The organism is Mycobacterium sp. M23085, from assembly GCF_045343915.1.
Taxonomy (GTDB): domain Bacteria; phylum Actinomycetota; class Actinomycetes; order Mycobacteriales; family Mycobacteriaceae; genus Mycobacterium.
Window position 1 is genome coordinate 4,913,883 of sequence record NZ_CP174280.1, and the last position, 15,898, is coordinate 4,929,780.

15 protein-coding genes and 1 pseudogene are annotated in these 15,898 nt (G+C 68.6%); 10 read left to right on the top strand and 6 right to left on the bottom strand.

Going from position 1 to position 15,898, the window contains the following annotated elements:
* Positions 1–4: 4 nt before the first annotated feature.
* The 3 genes from ACIUM1_RS23020 to ACIUM1_RS23030 are packed head-to-tail and all read right to left on the bottom strand — an operon-like array spanning position 5 to position 2,714.
* Positions 5–436 carry a PPOX class F420-dependent oxidoreductase gene (locus tag ACIUM1_RS23020; protein ID WP_406814830.1) on the bottom strand — a complete coding sequence of 144 codons (432 nt, stop codon included), beginning with the start codon at positions 434–436 and terminating at the stop codon, positions 5–7.
* A 3-nt stretch (positions 437–439) separates the two neighbouring features.
* On the bottom strand, positions 440–1,546 hold the full coding sequence (locus tag ACIUM1_RS23025; RefSeq protein WP_406814831.1) for an acyl-CoA dehydrogenase family protein: 1,107 nt from the start codon (positions 1,544–1,546) through the stop codon (positions 440–442).
* 7 nt (positions 1,547–1,553) lie between these two features.
* Positions 1,554–2,714: an acyl-CoA dehydrogenase family protein gene (locus ACIUM1_RS23030; protein WP_406814832.1), complete on the bottom strand. Its 1,161-nt coding sequence runs from the start codon at positions 2,712–2,714 to the stop codon at positions 1,554–1,556.
* Between the two features lie 202 nt (positions 2,715–2,916).
* On the opposite strand from ACIUM1_RS23030, the gene ACIUM1_RS23035 reads away from it, so the two are divergent.
* From ACIUM1_RS23035 to holA, 3 genes are all read left to right on the top strand, one after another.
* Entirely contained in the window at positions 2,917–3,786 is an 870-nt protein-coding gene (locus ACIUM1_RS23035; protein WP_406814833.1) for a ComEA family DNA-binding protein, read from the top strand.
* 53 nt (positions 3,787–3,839) lie between these two features.
* Positions 3,840–5,336 carry a ComEC/Rec2 family competence protein gene (locus tag ACIUM1_RS23040; protein WP_406817824.1) on the top strand — a complete coding sequence of 499 codons (1,497 nt, stop codon included), beginning with the start codon at positions 3,840–3,842 and terminating at the stop codon, positions 5,334–5,336.
* Between the two features lie 79 nt (positions 5,337–5,415).
* Positions 5,416–6,366 (top strand): DNA polymerase III subunit delta, encoded by a 951-nt coding sequence (gene holA / locus ACIUM1_RS23045; RefSeq protein ID WP_406817825.1) that lies wholly within the window; start codon positions 5,416–5,418, stop codon positions 6,364–6,366.
* A 25-nt stretch (positions 6,367–6,391) separates the two neighbouring features.
* On the opposite strand, the gene rpsT is transcribed toward holA, so the two are convergent.
* The gene (rpsT, locus tag ACIUM1_RS23050; RefSeq protein WP_406814834.1) at positions 6,392–6,652 is read right to left on the bottom strand and encodes a 30S ribosomal protein S20; all 261 of its coding nucleotides are present in this window, start codon (positions 6,650–6,652) and stop codon (positions 6,392–6,394) included.
* A gap of 144 nt (positions 6,653–6,796) precedes the next feature.
* Between rpsT and ACIUM1_RS23055 the strand changes: the two genes are divergently transcribed.
* Genes ACIUM1_RS23055 through ACIUM1_RS23070 form a run of 4 tightly spaced genes read left to right on the top strand, consistent with a single transcriptional unit; the run spans position 6,797 to position 11,029 of the window.
* On the top strand, positions 6,797–8,485 hold the full coding sequence (locus ACIUM1_RS23055) for a circularly permuted type 2 ATP-grasp protein (RefSeq protein WP_406814835.1): 1,689 nt from the start codon (positions 6,797–6,799) through the stop codon (positions 8,483–8,485).
* The gene (locus ACIUM1_RS23060) at positions 8,472–9,449 is read left to right on the top strand and encodes an alpha-E domain-containing protein (RefSeq protein ID WP_406814836.1); all 978 of its coding nucleotides are present in this window, start codon (positions 8,472–8,474) and stop codon (positions 9,447–9,449) included. The genes ACIUM1_RS23055 and ACIUM1_RS23060 overlap by 14 nt, the downstream gene beginning before the upstream one ends.
* Positions 9,449–10,288: a transglutaminase domain-containing protein gene (locus ACIUM1_RS23065; protein WP_406814837.1), complete on the top strand. Its 840-nt coding sequence runs from the start codon at positions 9,449–9,451 to the stop codon at positions 10,286–10,288. Before ACIUM1_RS23060 ends, ACIUM1_RS23065 begins: the two co-directional genes overlap by 1 nt.
* 51 nt (positions 10,289–10,339) lie before the next feature.
* On the top strand, positions 10,340–11,029 hold the full coding sequence (locus tag ACIUM1_RS23070) for a hypothetical protein (RefSeq protein ID WP_406814838.1): 690 nt from the start codon (positions 10,340–10,342) through the stop codon (positions 11,027–11,029).
* 9 nt (positions 11,030–11,038) lie between these two features.
* Here ACIUM1_RS23070 and ACIUM1_RS23075 read toward each other — a convergent pair whose 3' ends face one another.
* Positions 11,039–11,881 carry a ribonuclease Z gene (locus ACIUM1_RS23075; protein WP_406814839.1) on the bottom strand — a complete coding sequence of 281 codons (843 nt, stop codon included), beginning with the start codon at positions 11,879–11,881 and terminating at the stop codon, positions 11,039–11,041.
* 167 nt (positions 11,882–12,048) lie between these two features.
* Here ACIUM1_RS23075 and ACIUM1_RS23080 point away from each other — a divergent pair, with 167 nt between their 5' ends.
* Positions 12,049–12,477, top strand: coding sequence for a CBS domain-containing protein (locus tag ACIUM1_RS23080; protein WP_406817826.1), 429 nt, complete (start codon positions 12,049–12,051; stop codon positions 12,475–12,477).
* Positions 12,478–12,506: 29 nt separating this feature from the next.
* Here the strand turns inward: ACIUM1_RS23080 and ACIUM1_RS23085 are convergent, their stop codons facing one another.
* Complete coding sequence (locus tag ACIUM1_RS23085; RefSeq protein ID WP_406814840.1) at positions 12,507–13,109, bottom strand: type II toxin-antitoxin system PemK/MazF family toxin; 603 nt, start codon at positions 13,107–13,109, stop codon at positions 12,507–12,509.
* Between ACIUM1_RS23085 and lepA the strand changes: the two are divergent.
* Together lepA and ACIUM1_RS23095 are read left to right on the top strand one after the other, a co-directional pair.
* Positions 13,091–15,098 (top strand): annotated as a pseudogene (gene lepA / locus ACIUM1_RS23090) (translation elongation factor 4). The gene ACIUM1_RS23085 and the pseudogene lepA sit on opposite strands and share 19 nt — an antisense overlap.
* Before the next feature lie 2 nt (positions 15,099–15,100).
* The gene (locus ACIUM1_RS23095; RefSeq protein WP_406814841.1) at positions 15,101–15,859 is read left to right on the top strand and encodes a sensor domain-containing protein; all 759 of its coding nucleotides are present in this window, start codon (positions 15,101–15,103) and stop codon (positions 15,857–15,859) included.
* The last annotated feature ends 39 nt before the right edge of the window (positions 15,860–15,898 follow it).

The following is a 15,898-nucleotide window of genomic DNA, read 5'->3' on the forward strand; positions in this document are numbered from 1 at the left end:
GGGTTCAGCCGGCGATATCGAAGGCCGCGTTCACCTTCGTCGGCCGGACTCGCACCACCAGCTCACCGGGAACGGCGTTGCGCCGGCCGAACTCGTCGGCGCGATCTGCTCCCATGTAGCGCCCACCGATCCGGGTAGCGATCTCGAGCAGGTCCTCGGCGCCGTCCTGCGCGGTCGCAATGCCCTGCACCTGGACAAACGAATAGGGCGGGGACGGGTCGTCGACGCAGATCACGACGCGTGAATCCCGAGCCAGCGCACGGCCTTTCGCGGTGTCGCGCCCGGTGTTGAACACCAGCTCACCGTTGTCGACGACGAACCACACCGGGGCCACCAGCGGGCGGCCGTCGGCAGCCACGTACCCCAGCATCCCGGTCCGGGTGCCGGCCGACAGGAACTCGACGACCTTCTCGGTCAGCTCCGCGGGCCCGGCCATGCGTTACAGGCGGGCCAGGTCGTAGTCGCCGAGGTGATCGATCAGGTTGTGCAGGTGCTCACCCGAGGTGCCCAGGGTGTTTTCGATCGCGGTCAGCCGGGCGGCGTAGTGGCTGACCGGGTATTCGGCCGTCACGCCGATGCCGCCGTGCATCTGAACCGACTCCTGCGCGATGTGCCGGCCCGAGCGGCCGATCTGCAGCTTGGCGCGCGAGGCGATCACCGGGTCGATGTTGCCGTCGGCGATCGACATGGCCGCGTACAGGGTCATGCTGCGGGCCATTTCCAGCGACACGTACATGTCGGCCGCGCGCTGCGTGAGCGCCTGGAATTTGTTGAGCGTGACGCCGAACTGCTTGCGGGTCTTGAGGTAATCGGTGGTCAGGCGCAGCGACTCCTCCATCGCTCCCAGCGCTTCGGCGCACAGCGCCGAGGAGATTCGCACGATGGCGTCGCGGATGGCGCCCGATGCGTCGACCGCCTCGCCCAGCGGCTCGGCTGCGGTGGAGTCCAGATCGATCTGGGCGCCGCGCTGTCCGTCGAACGTCCGGTACGGGTGCCTGGTCACCGTCGCCGCGTCGACCAGGAACAGGCCGGTGCCGCCGTTCGGCAGGGCGGCGCTGACCACCAGGGTGTCGGCGCAGTCCCCGGCCAGCACCGGGTTCTTCCGGCCGCTCAGCGTCCACGAATCACCTTGCTGCGCAGCCTTGGTGCTCACTTCGGCGGACGGCTTGCGCTGGCCCGGCTCGAGGTGGGCGAACGCCAGCAGCCGCTGGCCGCCCGCGACCTCGTCGAGCAGTTCCTTCTGCTCGGCGCTGCCCAGCTCGGCGATCAGCGCACCGGGACCCAGCGCCGCGTGCAGCACCGGCTCGGGGGCCAGCCGCCGCCCGACCTCGTTGAGCACCACCATGATCTCGATCTGGCCGGACTCCTCCGGCTCGAATCCCAGACCGAGAATCCCGGTGTCCGCGAGCTGATTCCACACCTCGCGGCTCCAGCCGAGGTCGGAGCCGATGATCTTGTTGCGGCTCTCCGGGTCATAGGTGCGCGACAACAGGTCGCGGGTGGTGTCGCGGAGCAGGGCTTGCTCGTCGCTCAGCTGAAAGTCCATGGCTGCCTCACAATCCCAGAATCGTCGACGCGATGATGTTGCGCTGCACCTCGCTGCTACCGCCGTAGATCGTCGTCTTGCGGTAGTTGAGGTAGTGCGGCGCACTGTGTTGCGCCCAGGATGGCGATGAGATGTCTTCGCCGTCGGCCGGCAGCGCATCCGGCCCGGCGACCTCGACCAGCAGTTCGGTGGCCGCCTGCTGCAGTTGGCTGCCTCGCAGCTTGAGCACCGACGATGCCGGGTTGGGCTGTCCGTCGGCGGAGTCGGTGACCACCCGCGACTGCGTGAGTTCCAGTGCCAGCAGCTCGTTTTCGACCTCGGCCAGCCGCGCCGCGAACAGCGGGTCGGTGAGCACCCCGGTGGCCGCGGCGTGTTTCTTCGCCTCTGCGAGGCGCACCTTGGTTCGCCCCACACCGGCGATGCCCGTGCGCTCGTTGCCCAGCAGGAACTTCGCGTACGTCCAGCCCTGGTTCTCTTCTCCGACAAGCTGATTGGCGGGCACCCGGACGTCTTCGAAGAAGACCTCGTTGATCTCGTGGCCGCCGTCGATCGTCTTGATGGGCCGCAGGGTGACGCCGGGTGTCTTCATGTCGAACAGCAGGAACGAGATGCCGGCCTGCCGCTTGGGCGCCTGCGGGTCGGTGCGGACCAGGCAGAAGATCCAGTCCGCATACTGGCCCAGCGTGGTCCAGGTTTTTTGGCCGTTCACGACGTAGTCGTCGCCGTCGCGGACGGCGGTGGTGCGCAGCGACGCCAGGTCCGAGCCGGCCTCGGGCTCGGAGAATCCCTGGCACCACCAGATGTCCAGGCTGGCCGTCGGGGGCAGGAAGCGCTGCTTGACCTCCTCCGAACCGAATTCGGCGATCACCGGGCCCACCATTTTGGTGTTGAAGTTCAGCGGCTCCGGCACGCAGGCCAGCTGCATTTCGTCGGCCCAGATCTGATGCTGGGTCGGCGTCCAGTCCTTGCCGCCCCACTCCACCGGCCAGTTCGGTACCGCCAGCCCGTGCTCGTGCAGGATCTTGTGGCTGGTGACGATGTCCTCGTGGTTGACCTCCGCCGAGCCCCGGCGCACCCGCTCGCGCACGTCCTCCGGGATCTTGGTCGTGTAGATGGTGCGCAGTTCGTCGCGGAACGCGGCTTCCTCGGGCGTGAGCGCCAGTTGCATGGCAGCCTCCTGTCGTTTCTCCGGTGACCGTGGCGACCCACCGTCCAGAGCTGCTTTCTGACGATGTCGGTCGTTCGCTCGACTTCCATCTTGACCCATCGCTCGCGGGGTCCCGTGCACAGCCTCGGGTTAATCCACAGATCGGCCCCGTGGCGCCGTTGAGCGGCGCCGGTGTGGCGGTCCGCGGACCTACCGTCGGCCCATGCGAACAGAACTTCCGGCGGAGCGCCTGCAGCGGCGGCTCCACGCTGAACCGGAGACCGATGGGTGTTCCGAGTCGGAGGACGCCGGGTCCGCCTCGACCGACGGCACCCCCGACGACGACCAGAATTCGCTGCTGCCGCGGTGGCTTCCCGACGCGTCGCGGGACCGCGGCTGGCTGGGCCGGATCCGCGCCGATCCCGGCCGCGCCGGTGCCATCGGGCTGGCGATCGTGGCGGCACTGGCGGTGCTGGTCACCGTCTTCACGTTGCTGCGCGACCAGCCGGCGCCGGTGATGTCGGCCAAGCTGCCTCCGGTGCAGAAGGTGTCGACGGCCGTCCCCAGGTCGTCGACAGGCCCGGCCACCACACAGCTCCCAGGCCCCGACCGCCCGGTGGTGGTCAGCGTGGTCGGTTTGGTGCACACCCCGGGGCTGGTGACGCTCGCGCCGGGGGCGCGCGTCGCCGACGCGTTGCAGGCCGCCGGCGGGGCGGTGAACGGCGCCGACACCATCGGACTGAACATGGCCCGGCCGCTGGGTGACGGTGAACAGATCGTGGTCGGTCTCGCTCCGGTGCCGGGTCAGCCGACGGCGCTGGGCAGCTCGGTGGCCACCGGAACCACACCGACGTCGAAGGCACCGGCACCCGGGCCGGGATCGGCCAAGCCGAAGCCGGGCCAGCCGGTCGACCTGAACACCGCGACCGTGCAGGAGCTCGATGCGCTGCCCGGGGTGGGGCCGGTCACCGCCGCCGCGATCGTGGCGTGGCGGCAGTCCAACGGCAAGTTCACCAGCGTTGAGCAGCTCGCCGACGTCGAGGGCATCGGGCCGGCGCGGTTGGAGAAACTGCGCGCCCTGGTCCGTGTCTGACACCGGTGCTTCCTCCCGGGCCGGGCGGCGAATCGGCTTCGGCACATATCGACGTGCGCCTGGTGCCGGCCGCGTTGACCTGTTGGGCGGTGACGGCCGCCGGCATCTGGTGGCCGGCCGGCCGGATCCTCGCCTGGTGCTGCGTCGCGCTGATCGCGGCGTCCGGTGTGCTGGGGTGGCGCAGCGTGCGCCGGCCCGGCCGCTGGGCACGGTTGCGGCCGATCAGCGCCGGCCTGGCCGCGGTCGGCGTGGTGGGAGCGGGATACGGCTTCGCCGTGGCGATGCGCGCCGACGCGGTCGCTCACCACCCGATCACCGCGGCGTTCGGCAGCAGGGCTCCGGTCACGGTCACCCCCACCGAGAGTGCGGTGTCGTTGGGCGGCGGCCGGTTGATGTTTCGCGCCGCCCTGAAACGCGTGCGTGACGATCAGACATCCGGCCGGGTCGTCGTTTTCGCCCGCGCGTCGGACTTCGCCGCCGTGGTGGTGGGCCAGCCGGTGCGGTTCACCGCGCGCATCGGCCGGCCGACCCGTCGCGACCTGACCGTCGCGGTGCTCAACGCGTCCGGGCCGCCGACCATGGGCACCGGCAGCGCCATACAACGGGCGGCGCATGGGGTGCGCAGCCGGTTCGCCGCCGCGGTCCGCGACACGTTGCCCGGCGAGCAGGCCGCGATGCTGCCCGCGCTGGTGCTCGGTGACACCTCGGCGGTGCCGACCGAGACCAGCCGCGACTTTCGCGCGGCCGGTATGACGCACCTGATGGCGGTATCGGGCGCCAACGTGACGATCGTGTGTGCGGCCGTGCTGTTTTCGGCTCGGTTGGTCGGCCCCCGCGCGGCGGTCGCGCTCGCCGCGCTGGCGCTGGTGGCGTTCGTCATCGTCGTGCAGCCGACGGCAAGTGTGCTGCGGGCGGCCGTGATGGGCGCCATTGCGCTGGTGGGGATGCTGTCGTCGCGTCGGCGCCAAGCCGTCCCGGCCCTGGGTGCGACCGTGCTGGTGCTGCTGGCCGTCGCACCCGCGCTGGCCGTCGACGTGGGCTTCGCGCTGTCGGTGGTCGCCACCGGTGCGCTGATCGTCGTCGCGCCGGCCTGGTCGCGGCGCCTGGTGGCCAAGGGGTGGCCCAAGCCGCTGGCCGACGCGCTCGCCGTCGCCTGGGCCGCACAGGTGGTGACCGCGCCGCTGGTGGCGGCGATCTCGGGCCGATTCAGTGTGGTCGCCACGCTGGCGAATCTGGCCGTGGCCGCCGTGATCGCGCCGATCACGGTGCTCGGTACGGCGGCGGCCGCGCTGTGTGCGGAGTGGCCGGCCGCGGCGCGGCTGCTGATCCGGTTCACCGGCCCGGAGTTGTGGTGGGTGGACGGGGTGGCCCGTTGGGCGGCCGGCATGCCCGGCGCGACGCTGCCGGTCCCGCCGGGTGTGCCCGGCATGGTGATCGTCGCCGGGGTCACGGTGCTGGCGGTGGTGCTGTGGCGATGGCGGCCGTTCCGCTTCGCGGCGGCAGGGGCGGCGCTGGCGGGGCTGGCCTGGGCGCTGTCCGGCGTGGGGTAGGAGGGATTGTCCCGCCGGATCCGCGAGCGGCGCGGTCGGTGCGGCGTGACACGATCGTGGGGTGAGCGAGGTTTCGCCGTTGCACCTGGTCCTGGGAGACGAGGAACTGCTGGTCGAGCGGGCGGTCGCCGATGTGCTGCGCGCGGCGCGGAAACGGGCCGGCACCCACGACGTTCCGGTCAACCGGATGCGGGCGGGCGATGTCAGCACGTATGAACTGGCCGAGCTGTTGAGTCCGTCGCTGTTCGCCGACGAGCGCATCGTCGTGCTGGAGGCCGCCGGCGAAGCGGGCAAAGACGCTGCGGCGGTGATTGTTTCGGCCGCGAGCGACATGCCGACGGGTGTCGTGCTGGTGGTGGTGCACTCGGGCGGCGGGCGGGCGAAGGCGCTGGCCACCGAGCTGCAAAAGCTTGGCGCCGAGGTACATGCGTGCGCGCGGATCACCAAACTCAGCGAACGCATCGACTTCGTCCGCAAGGAATTTCGCGGCCTGCGAGTCAAGGTCGACGAGGAGACGGTGACCGCCATGCTGGATTCGGTCGGTTCCGATCTGCGCGAGTTGGCCTCCGCCTGCTCCCAGCTGGTCGCGGACACCGGCGGCGTGGTCGACGCCGCCGCGGTGCGCCGCTACCACAGCGGCAGGGCCGAGGTGAAGGGCTTCGACATCGCGGACAAGGCGGTGGCCGGCGACATCGAAGGAGCCGCCGAGGCGCTGCGGTGGGCGATGATGCGGGGCGAGCCGCTGGTGGTGCTGGCGGATGCGCTGGCCGAGGCGATCCACACAATCGGGCGGGTCGGCCCCCTGTCGGGCGATCCCTACCGCCTGGCGTCGCAGCTCGGAATGCCACCCTGGCGGGTCCAGAAGGCCCAGAAACAGGCCCGGCGTTGGTCGCGTGACTCGGTGGCGACGGCGATGAAGGTGGTGGCCGCGCTGAACGCGAACGTCAAGGGGGCGGTGGTAGACGCCGATTACGCCCTGGAATCCGCCGTCCGGCAGGTTGCCGAACTAGCCGCCCAGCGCAACCACTAGGCGGCGGATCGTCGGCTGTGGGGCCTCAGATCTTGTTGAGGGCCTGCGCCAGCGCCGACTTCTTGTTCGCCGCCTGGTTCTTGTGGATCACGCCCTTGCTGGCCGCCTTGTCCAGCTTGCGGTTGGTCGACACCAGCAGCTCGGCGGCCTTGTCTTTGTCCCCGGCGTGGGCGGCCTCGCGGAACGCGCGGACAGCGGTACGCAGCGACGACTTCACCGACTTGTTGCGCAGGCGAGCGCGCTCGTTCGTCTTGTTGCGCTTCTGCTGCGACTTGATGTTGGCCACGCTGGAGTTCCTTCTTCGGTTGGACGTTTTTGTGGGCGCCGGATATCGCCACAGCGACTGCCCAGGTTATCAGTGAGTTACGTTTTCTCCCAAAACGGGAACACGTGGGCTGCCAGAACGTCGACCTGAGGCAGCATCTGAACAGTGAGTCTTACGAACCAGCTTGACGACACCAAGCGGGGGTCTCGCGCTGCGCGTTCTGAGCGGATTTTCGGCGGTTACAACGACTCCTCGGACGTTTACCAGATGGCGTTCGACGAGATGTTCGACGCACAGGGCACCGTCCGCGGCCCCTACAAGGGCATCTACGCCGAGCTTGCGCCATCGGACGCCTCGGAGCTGAAAGCTCGCGCTGAAGCGCTATCCCGCGCCTTCCTCGACCAGGGAATCACCTTCTCGTTGTCGGGCCAGGAACGGCCGTTTCCGCTGGACCTGGTGCCGCGGGTGATCTCGGCCGCCGAGTGGACCCGGCTGGAGCGCGGCATCACCCAGCGGGTCAAGGCGCTCGAGATGTACCTCGACGACATTTATGGCGACCAGGAAATTCTCACCGACGGCGTCATCCCGCGCCGGCTGATCACGTCGTGCGAACACTTCCACCGCCAGGCCATGGGCATCGTCCCGCCCAACGGCGTGCGGATCCACGTCGCGGGCATCGACCTGATCCGCGATGAGAAGGGCGTCTGGCGGGTTCTCGAGGACAACCTGCGCTCGCCGTCGGGTGTGTCCTACGTCATGGAGAACCGCCGCACCATGGCGCGCGTCTTCCCGAACCTGTTCGCCACCCACCGGGTGCGCGCGGTCGACGACTATGCCTCGCACCTGCTGCGGGCGCTGCGCAACTCGGCGGCCACCAACGAGGCCGACCCGACGGTGGTGGTGCTGACCCCGGGCGTGTACAACTCGGCTTACTTCGAGCATTCACTGCTGGCCCGTCAGATGGGTGTCGAGCTGGTCGAAGGGCGCGACCTGTTCTGCCGCGACAACCAGGTGTACATGCGCACCACCGAGGGCGAGCGTCAGGTCGACGTCATCTATCGGCGCATCGACGACGCCTTCCTGGACCCGCTACAGTTTCGCGCCGATTCGATGCTGGGGGTGGCCGGCCTGGTCAACGCCGCGCGCGCCGGCAACGTCTCCATCTCCAGCGCAATCGGCAACGGTGTCGGCGACGACAAACTCGTCTACACCTATGTGCCCACCATGATCGAGTACTACCTGGGTGAGAAGCCGCTGCTGGCCAACGTGGAGACGTTGCGCTGCTGGCTCGATGACGAGCGCGAAGAGGTGCTGGACCGCATCGACGAGTTGGTCCTCAAGCCGGTGGAGGGGTCCGGCGGCTACGGCATCGTGTTCGGCCCGGAGGCCTCGGCCAAGGAATTGGCTGCCGTGGCCAAGAAGGTGCGCGACGATCCGCGCAGCTGGATCGCGCAGCCGATGATGGAGCTTTCGACGGTGCCCACACAGATCGGCAACACCCTGGCGCCGCGCTACGTGGATCTGCGGCCGTTCGCGGTCAACGACGGCAACGAGGTGTGGGTGCTGCCCGGCGGCTTGAGCCGGGTGGCCCTGGTCGAGGGCTCGCGGGTGGTCAACTCCAGCCAAGGGGGCGGTTCCAAGGACACCTGGGTGCTGGCGTCGCGGGCGGCGGCCGGTGACCACGAACTCGAGGCGGCGGAGGTGGTGCGGTCATTGCCCGCCTCGATGCCGGATCCATTGCTCGACGACGAGCCGCGGCTGACGTCTCAGCAGGCGCAACCCACTGAACTGCCCCGGCGCGAGCAGCTCGAGCAGCAGCAACAGCAAAGGGCGGTGCACGATGCTGGCACGTAACGCCGAGGCGCTCTACTGGATCGGCCGCTACGTCGAACGCGCCGACGACACCGCGCGCATCCTGGACGTCGCGCTGCACCAGCTGCTCGAGGACTCCAGCGTCGACCCCGACCAGGCTTCGCGCCTGCTGCTGCGGGTGCTCGGTATCGACCCGCCGGTTCACGACCTGGACGTGTGGTCGTTGACCGACCTGGTGGCCTACAGCACCAACGCACGGGGCGGCTGCTCGATCGTCGACGCCATCACCTCGGCGCGGGAGAACGCGAAGTCGGCACGCGAGGTGACCTCCAGCGAGATATGGGAGTGCCTAAACACCACCTACCACACCCTGCCGGAACGCCAACGTGCCGCCAAACGCCTCGGGCCACACGAATTCTTGTCGTTCATCGAACGGCGCGCGGCGATGTTCGCCGGCCTGGCCGACTCGACGCTGTCGCGCGACGACGGCTACCGGTTCATGGTGCTGGGCCGGGCGATCGAGCGGGTCGACATGACGGTGCGGCTGTTGCTGTCGCGAGTGGGTGACAGCGCCTCATCCCCGGCGTGGGTGACGCTGTTGCGTTCGGCGGGCGCACACGACACCTACCTGCGCACCTACCGCGGGGTACTGGACGCGGCCCGGGTGGTCGAATTCATGTTGTTAGACAGGCTGTTTCCGCGTTCGGTGTTCTATTCGCTGCGGCTGGCCGAACACAACCTCGACGAACTGGTGGGTAACCGGCAGAGCCGGATCGGGCCCACCGCCGAGGCGCAGCGACTGCTCGGTCAGGCCCGCAGCGAGTTGGAGTTCGTCCAGCCCGGCGTGCTGCTGGAAACCTTGGAGAGCCGCCTGGCGGGGCTGCAGAGCACCTGCCGCGATGTCGGAGAAGCGTTGGCACTGCAGTACTTCCACGTGACACCCTGGGTGGCGTGGTCGGACGCCGGCCAGCACGGCCGGCTGGTCAGCCGCAAAGGCGACGGCTGATGTGGCGGCTGCGGGTGGTGCACACCACGGGATACGCCTACCAGTCGCCGGTGACCGCCTCCTATAACGAAGCCCGGCTGACCCCGCGGTCTAACACCCGGCAGAACGTCATCCTCAACCGCGTCGAAACAATCCCGGCGACGCGGTCCTACCGCTACATCGACTACTGGGGCACCGCGGTCACGGCGTTCGACCTGCACGCTCCCCATACCGATCTCACGGTGATGTCGTCGTCGGTGGTGGAAACCGAACGCGCCGAGCCGCCCTCGACCGAGGTGGGCTGGAGCGACCTGCAGTCGGAGGCCGTGATCGATCGCTACGACGAGCTGCTGCGCCCCACCGAGCACACCCCGGCCAGCAAGCGGGTGGCGTCGGTGGCCAAGAAGATCAGTAAGGCCTACAAGCCGGCCGAAGCAGTTGTCGCCGTGGCCAATTGGGTGCGCGACGAACTCGAATACCTTCCCGGGACCACCAGCGTGGCCTCCTCGGGGCTGGACGCGCTCAAAGAGGGCAAGGGTGTCTGCCAGGACTTCGTGCATCTGTCGTTGATGGTGTTGCGCAGCATGGGCATTCCGGCGCAATACGTCTCGGGCTATCTGCATCCCAAACGCGACGCGGTCGTGGGGGACACCGTGGACGGGCGAAGCCACGCCTGGATCGAGGCGTGGACCGGCGCGTGGTGGAGCTATGACCCCACCAACGACACCGAGATCACCGAGCAGTACGTGGGCGTGGGCTCCGGCCGCGACTACGCCGACGTGTCCCCGTTGAAGGGCATCTACTCCGGGGAGGGCGCCACCGACCTCGACGTGATCGTGGAGGTGACCCGGCTCGCCTAGCCCGGGAGCGAGCCGTCGGCGGTACACCGGCGTGGCGATACCGTTGCAGGGATGAGCGATTCGGCACAAGGCGCGGTCCGGCCCCTCGGGCGCGGGTCGGCCTTGGTTGCACTGTCTCTGCTCTGCATCGGGCTGCTCGTCGGCGGCATCGCCCTGGGCGTCGCCGTGGGGGGCGTCATGCCGTTGCCCTACGGCCCGGCAGGCGCCGTCACCAGCTACGTTCGCGCCCAGCCGGTTGCCGTGCGCATCATCGCCGTCGCGACGTTCGCCTCGTCGGTGCCGCTGGCGATCTACGCGGCGATCGCCGGCGCCCGGCTGCGGCAACTTAGGGCCGGAACCGGGTCCGTCGCGATCGCGTTGACCGGTGGCGCACTGGCCGCCGGTGCGCTCGGCCTGGCCGGTCTGCTGGGTTGGACGTTGTCGCTACCGGAAGTCGCTGCCAACGCGGCAGTGGTCCGGGCGCTCTACGCGTTGGTGTTTCTCACCGGCGGCCCGGGACACATCGTGGCGTTGGGCCTGCTGGTCGGCGCACTCGCGGTGCCCGGCCACGGATTGATGCCCAGAGGTGTTGTCTGGATCGGTCTGGCGACGGCCGCGCTCGCCGAACTGACGACGGCAGTGCTGATCTGGCCGGCGCTGGGCGTGATCCTGCCGATCGCGCGGGTGCTGGCGCTGACCTGGCTGATGGTGGCGGGGGTTGCGTTATCCGCTGCGGCGCAACGAATTCCGCCCGCCCGGTGAGTCGCGGCGTTACGATGGCGCGTCGACCTGGACGCGGTGCAGGTCGTCACCCAGTTCGATGCGCCCGCCGAACTGCGCGGCCGCCAACGCCCGCCACTGTTCTTCCTGGCCGGGCACCAGGGCCGGCACGTAGTGCGTCATGACCAGGGTGCCCACTCCCGCGCGGGCCGCGGTGGCCGCCGCTTCCTGCACCGACGAGTGGTAGTCGCAGATGTCTTGCAGCCGCTGCTGGGGGATGGTGGCGACGATGTCCTTGCGGATCACGGTGTGCACCAGCGCGCCGGCGCCCGCTGCCAGCTCGTCCAGGCCGGCGCACGGGACGGTGTCGCCGGCGAGCACCACCGAGGCGCCCTGGTAATCGATCCGGAAGCCGATGGTCGGGGCCACCGGCCGGTGATCGGTGGGGCCCACCCGGATGGTCAGGCCGTCGCGGTCCCAGACCGCGCCTTCGGTGTATTCCTGGACGTCCACCGCCGGCGGCTCGTTGATATCGGCGTGATGGGCGATCCGGTAGCCGATGTCGTGCCGGAGCGCATTCAGCGTCGCCGCGACCGCCTCGGCGGTCCCGGGCGGTCCGATGATGGGCAGCGGCGCGGGATCGGGGGCGAAGGTGCTGATCCACCGCGTGATGAGGACGTCGCCGAGGTCACCGATGTGGTCGCTGTGCAAGTGGGTGAGTAGCAACGCCGTCAAGCCGGCAGCACCCACTCCGACGGCGGCCGCGCGCTGCAGCACCCCACGCCCGCAATCGACCAGGAACGCCTGCCCACCGGCCCGCACCAGGGTGGACGGCCCGGCGCGGTTCGGATCCGGGATCGGACTTCCGGTGCCCAGCAGCGTGACCTCGATCATGGCCCCATCTTGCAAGCCGAAGGTGTCCGCGGTGGCTCAATCGGCCGATCCGCGCGGCTTTCACCGCTTGGACACGATCTGTTTGCAGCTTCTCCTAGTGGCTTTTCCGCCGCGCTAGTTAGCCGTAGCCTGGTGTGAAGCAGATCACAACCCGGCTGGAGGCCTCAATGCGGATAGCGGACGTCTTGCGGAACAAGGGTGCGGCGGTGGTGACGATCAACCCGGACGCGACGGTTCGCGAGCTGCTTGCCGGGCTGAGTGACCAGAACATCGGCGCCATGGTGGTGGTCGGCGACGAGGGTGTCGTCGGCATCGTGTCGGAGCGCGACGTGGTGCGCCAGCTGCACACGCACGGCGCCAGCGTGCTGTCGCGCCCGGTGTCCAAGATCATGACGTCGATGCTGGCCACCTGCACCAAGACCGACGAGGTCGACGCCATCAGCGTGTTGATGACCAAGAACCGGGTCCGGCACGTGCCGGTGATGGACGGCAAGAAGCTGATCGGCATCGTCAGTATCGGCGACGTGGTCAAGACCCGGATGGAAGAACTCGAGGCCGAGCAGCAGCAGCTGCAGTCCTACATCACCCAGGGCTGATTGCCCGCAGCTCAACGCCAGGCGGCGCACTATCGCCAGGAATAGTCGGCGCGCAGCCGCGCGGCCACCGCGTCGAAGATGTCGCGATCCAAGATGGCGCCCTCGCGGCGAATGCCCTCTTCGGGCACGTCCAACACCCGGTCCAGCCGAACCCAGCTCAGCCTGCCCTCGTAATCCCAAGGGCCAGAACCGATTCCGACCCAGTTCGGATCCGCGGCGTGGCGCTGCTGGCTGGACACCATCAACCCCAGCAGGACGCTGCGGTCGCGTCCCACCACCAGGACGGGCCGGTCCTTGCCGCGGGTGGGATCGTCCTCGTAGACCACCCATGTCCAGACGATCTCGCCGGGATCGGCCCGGCCGTCCAGGCTCGGCGCGTACACCAGCTTGCGGGCCCGTTGCGCGGTCGGCACGCTGGCGCTGGTCACCGGCCGGCCGGTGACGGGCGTGTCGGTGGGCGGCGGCGCCACAGCGGCGATGACGTTCGCGGTGATCCGCACGGCCTGCTGCAGCTCACGCAGCACGGTCTGCGAATTCTGCACCTGCCGGACCAGGCGTAAAGCGCCGTTGAACACCAGATTCTCGGCGAACCGCTGAAACGTCTTCCACTGGGATTTGCGGGGAGACGCCATATTCGCAGCATAGACGCGAGCGGTGGGCCGCGATTGTGTCCAACTAGGTCCGGGCGACAGTGTCTGGATACGCTGGACATACGCGCGAACCGCCCCAGAAGCGGCCGCCCCGCGCCCCGCCAAGCTTGCACGCACCAGGAGATTTCCATCAGCAGTTTCGCCGACAAGACCTTCACGCCGCCGGCGCAGATTCGGAATTTCTGCATCATCGCCCACATCGACCACGGCAAATCGACGTTGGCCGACCGGATGCTCCAGCTCACCGGCGTCGTCGACGAGCGGTCGATGCGCGCCCAGTACCTGGACCGGATGGACATCGAACGCGAGCGCGGCATCACCATCAAGGCCCAGAACGTGCGCCTGCCGTGGAAGGTGGGTGACACCGACTACGTGCTGCACCTGATCGACACCCCCGGACACGTCGACTTCACCTACGAGGTGTCCCGCGCGCTGGAGGCCTGCGAGGGCGCGGTGCTGCTGGTCGACGCCGCCCAGGGCATCGAGGCGCAGACCCTGGCCAACCTGTACCTGGCGCTGGACCGCGACCTGCACATCATCCCGGTGCTGAACAAGATCGACCTGCCCGCCGCGGACCCCGACCGCTACGCCGCCGAGATCGCCCACATCATCGGCTGCGAGCCGGGCGACGTGCTGCGCGTCTCTGGCAAGACCGGTGATGGCGTCGCCGACCTGCTCGACCATGTGGTGCGCGAGGTGCCGCCCCCACAGGGTGACGCCGACGCGCCGGCGCGCGCCATGATCTTCGACTCCGTCTACGACATCTACCGCGGTGTGGTGACCTACGTCCGGGTGGTCGACGGCAAGATCACCCCGCGCCAACGCATCGCGATGATGTCCACCGGCGCCACCCACGAACTGCTCGAGGTCGGCATCGTCTCGCCCGAGCCGAAGGCCAGCGAGGGGCTGGGGGTCGGCGAGGTCGGCTATTTGATCACCGGCGTGAAGGACGTCCGCCAATCCAAGGTGGGTGACACCGTGACGACGGCGCGCCACGGCGCCACCGAGGCGCTGACCGGATACCGCGAACCGAAGCCGATGGTGTACTCGGGCCTGTATCCGGTGGACGGTTCGGATTACCCGGATCTGCGGGATGCCCTGGACCGGCTGCAACTCAACGATGCCGCCCTGACCTATGAGCCGGAGACGTCGGTGGCGCTGGGCTTCGGATTCCGTTGCGGCTTCCTGGGTCTGCTGCACATGGAGATCACCCGCGAGCGCCTGGAGCGCGAGTTCAACCTGGACCTGATTTCGACGTCGCCCAATGTCGTCTATCGCGTGATCAAAGAGGACAACACCGAGATCCGGGTGACCAACCCGTCGGACTGGCCGGAAGGCAAGATCCGCGAGGTCTATGAGCCGGTGGTCAAGACCACGATCATCGCGCCCAGCGAATTCATCGGCACCATCATGGAACTGTGCCAGTCCCGCCGCGGCGAGCTGGGCGGCATGGATTACCTGTCGCCCGAACGGGTCGAACTGCGCTACACCATGCCGCTGGGTGAGATCATCTTCGACTTCTTCGACTCGCTGAAATCGCGCACCCGCGGTTACGCCAGCCTCGACTACGAGGAGGCCGGCGAGCAACCGGCGCAACTGGTCAAGGTCGACATACTGCTGCAGGGCGAGGCGGTCGACGCGTTCAGCGCGATCGTGCACAAAGACGGCGCCGCGGCCTACGGCAACAAGATGACCACCAAGCTCAAGGAGCTCATCCCGCGCCAGCAGTTCGAGGTTCCCGTCCAGGCGGCCATCGGATCGAAAATCATTGCGCGCGAGAACATCCGTGCGATCCGCAAGGACGTGCTGTCCAAGTGCTATGGCGGCGACATCACCCGCAAGCGCAAGCTGCTGGAGAAGCAGAAAGAGGGCAAAAAGCGGATGAAAACCATTGGGCGGGTTGACGTTCCGCAAGAGGCCTTCGTCGCGGCGCTGTCCGCCGACGCCGCAGGGGACAAGGGCAAAAAGTAGCCATGCGGATACGGGGGATAGCGACGACGTTGATGGCGGTCGCCGCGTTGGTGACGGGCTGCGGTGGCGTGGTGGCGGGCACGGCAAAGCCGGCGCCGAACCTCAAGCCGCAACCGCTCAGCGGTGCGACGGTCAAGCAGGTGCTTCTCGACGGCGCGACGCTGTCGCGGATGCTCAATCAGACCTTTGTGGCGCGGGATCCGGCCGAATACGGCGGCCCGGAAAAGCTCTATCAGGTCAGGCGGGCGATGTCGCAGGCCGGCTGTCTGGGCGTGACGGCGATGCTGCAACAGGACGTATACCGGTCCGCGGACGTGAAAGACGTTGCGTCGGAGTCGTGGTGGAACAACGGCGAGCCCGCGCAGGTGATCGTGGTGGAGGAGGGCGTGGTCGCCCTCCCGTCGACCGCCCAGGCCCAGGCATTGTTCGCGCAGTTCTCTCAGCAGTGGCAGCAGTGCAACGGCATGACGACGTCGGAACAGAGCGGCCCGATCAGCACCACGAACGTGATCAGCGACGTCCGCACCACCGACTCCACCATCGCGGCCACCAAGACCGCGACCTCGGTCCTGCCGAACATGCCGCCCCTGCGGCCCACCCCTCAGGCGCGCGCCGTCGGTATCCGGTCGAACTGCCTGGTCGAGGTCCAGGTGGTGTTCTTCGGCGGGCGCCGGTCCTCCGATCCGGGATCGGCCGACATCAACTCCAGCGCCATCGACGTCGCGCACGCCCTGATGGACAAAGTCAGCGCGCTGGGGTGATGTGGCGCCTGGCGCCGGGGATGTCCACGGTGTGGCGCG